Origin of the sequence: Catellatospora coxensis (assembly GCF_016862635.1) — a bacterium.
GTDB classification, from domain to species: Bacteria; Actinomycetota; Actinomycetes; order Mycobacteriales; family Micromonosporaceae; genus Catellatospora; species Catellatospora coxensis.
Genome location: NZ_BONI01000182.1, coordinates 1 through 2,194, shown reverse-complemented (window position 1 = coordinate 2,194; position 2,194 = coordinate 1). Strand labels below are relative to the sequence as shown.

The window sequence follows — 2,194 nt, the reverse complement described above, 5'->3', positions numbered from 1 at the left end:
GGACCCGTCAGCACGTCGCCACGGTGGAGGAGCCCAAGCGCATCATCCTGATCGACGAGTTGGCGACGCTGACCGCTTACGGCGACAAGAAGACCACCGACCGGGTCAAGGCCGCGCTCGCGCTGATCCTGACCAAGGGCCGCGCCGCCGGTATCCACGTGGTGGCGCTGGTCCAGGACGGCCGTAAGGAGGTCGTTCCGCTGCGGAACCTGTTCGCGATCCGGGTCGGGCTGCGCATGGTGGAGCCCGCCGAGGTGGACCTGGTGCTGGGCGAGAACGCCCGCGACCGCGGCGCGCTGTGCGACCTCATCCCCCGCTCCATGCCGGGCGTCGGCTACGTGGTCGACGGCGACGCCGACCCCGAACGCATCCGCATCGGCTACCCGACCGACGCCGACATCACCGCGCTGGTCGCCGACTACGCCCCCTCCTACGCCGGAAAGGAGCACTGACCATGGCCACCAACACCAAGCGCGACCGAGGCGGCAAGTTCGAAACGTTCGTCCTGGTCGTGATCCTGCTCGCCGTGGGCGGAGCCGCCGGTGCCGCGTCATTCACCCACGTCCACGACTGGACCATGCACAACAGCCCCGCCGGCACCGGTGACTGGTTCGGCTGGGCCAACGCGGTCATCTCCGAACTGATCCCGATCGCGGCCATGCTCGTCATGCGCCGTCGCCACGCCGCCGGACAGCCGATCGGCTACCCGATCTTCCTACTCGTGGCCGCACTCGGGTTCTCCGTCGCCGCGCAGATCGCCGTCGCCAAGCCCGGCGCGACCGGCTACCTGGTCTCGGTGTTCCCCGCCCTCGCCTTCGCCGCCCTGGCCAAGCTCATCCTCGGCAAGGGACCCGCCGCCGAGGTCGCCGCCGACCCCGCCCCGGCTGCCGTCCGGGACGACCGTCCCCGTCCTGTCCCCGTCCCGGACGTCCGTCCCCGTCCCCAGGACGTCCCCGCGCCGTCCCCGACGCCCCTGCGCGTCCCGAACGAACGCCCCCGGTACGTCCCCGCCGTCCCGGAAACACCCCCGGCCGTCCCGGTGGCCGAGGACCGTCCTGAGCCGGTCCCCACCGTCCCGGCTGTCGTGGTGCGGGCGGTCGCGCCGGTCATCACCAACGTGCCCGCCCTGGAGCGCCCGGTCACGGAATGGCCCGCCCCGCCGCTGCCGGCAGACCTGCTCGACCGCGCCCGCGCCGCCGTCACCGAGCACGAGCAGACCAACGGACGGCCGATCACCCGCGACGAGCTGCGGGCGGTGCTGCGGGTCAGCAACGACACCACCGGCCAGATCATGCGCGCCCTCGGTCTGACCGCCCCGCGCACCTCGCTCGCGTCGGTCAACGGCACGCCGCTGCCGGAGGCGGCCCGATGAACACGCCTCGCCCCGTCGCTGTGGATCTGTTCGCCGGGATCGGCGGGTTCAGCCTCGGCCTGACCCGCGCCGGATTCGCCGTCACCCACCAAGTGGAGATCAACCCGTTCTGCCAGTCCGTGCTCGCTCGCCACTTCCCGGAGGTGATCCGCCATGACGACGTCAACACGTTCCCGCAGGCGTGGACCGGCACCGGACACCCTGCCCCTGTCCTGGTCTGTGCCGGTGCCCCCTGCCAACCCTTCTCCACCGAGGGCAGACGACGCGGCATCGCAGACGAACGGTGGCTGTGGCCGGCTGTCGTCGACACCCTTCGCGTTCTTCGACCCCGCTACCTGCTCATGGAGAACGTTCCAGCTCTGCTTGCCGACGATCGCGCCTTCGGGATCATCCTCGCCGACCTGGCCGCGCTCGGGTTCGATGCGCAATGGGCAGTGCTATCAGCGGCAGAGTTCGGCGCGCCGCACCCGCGTGAACGGCTCATCCTCGTGGCCCACCCCCAGGGCGGCGATGGGAGCGAACGGGATCTGCTGGGCCAGGGCCGAGACGGGCGCTCACCGCTCGCAGTTGGAGGACTTCCTGGCCTGGCAGCACATCACCGCCGGCGGGCAGCGGATGACTGGCTGGCACGTCAACCCGCAGTGGCTCGACTGGCTCATGGGATTCCCCGCCAACTGGACCGACTCCACGCCCTCGGCAACGCCGTCGTCCCCCAGCTCATCGAGCACATCGGCCGACTGATCCTCGCCGACCACACCGCCCTGACCGCCGCCTGACGGCGCACCACCCCGACCCTGCTTCACCTGCTGCGACACCTCGGAA

Annotated in this window: 2 protein-coding genes and 1 pseudogene; all 3 read left to right on the top strand. The window is 71.2% G+C overall.

Annotated features, from left to right (window positions below):
* Positions 1-452 (top strand): annotated as a pseudogene (locus Cco03nite_RS41875) (FtsK/SpoIIIE domain-containing protein); the annotation flags it as partial.
* A gap of 2 nt (positions 453-454) precedes the next feature.
* A complete protein-coding gene (locus Cco03nite_RS43105) occupies positions 455-1,372 on the top strand; it encodes a hypothetical protein (protein WP_308440684.1) in 918 nt (305 codons plus the stop codon).
* On the top strand, positions 1,369-2,148 hold the full coding sequence (locus Cco03nite_RS41865) for a DNA cytosine methyltransferase (protein ID WP_203699613.1): 780 nt from the start codon (positions 1,369-1,371) through the stop codon (positions 2,146-2,148). The genes Cco03nite_RS43105 and Cco03nite_RS41865 overlap by 4 nt, the downstream gene beginning before the upstream one ends.
* The last annotated feature ends 46 nt before the right edge of the window (positions 2,149-2,194 follow it).

Excerpts from the sequence above, each read along its gene's own strand:
- Cco03nite_RS43105 (WP_308440684.1), top strand. The coding sequence starts at position 455 with ATGGCCACCAACACCAAGCGCGACCGAGGCGGCAAGTTCGAAACGTTC.
- Cco03nite_RS41865 (WP_203699613.1), top strand. The coding sequence starts at position 1,369 with ATGAACACGCCTCGCCCCGTCGCTGTGGATCTGTTCGCCGGGATCGGC.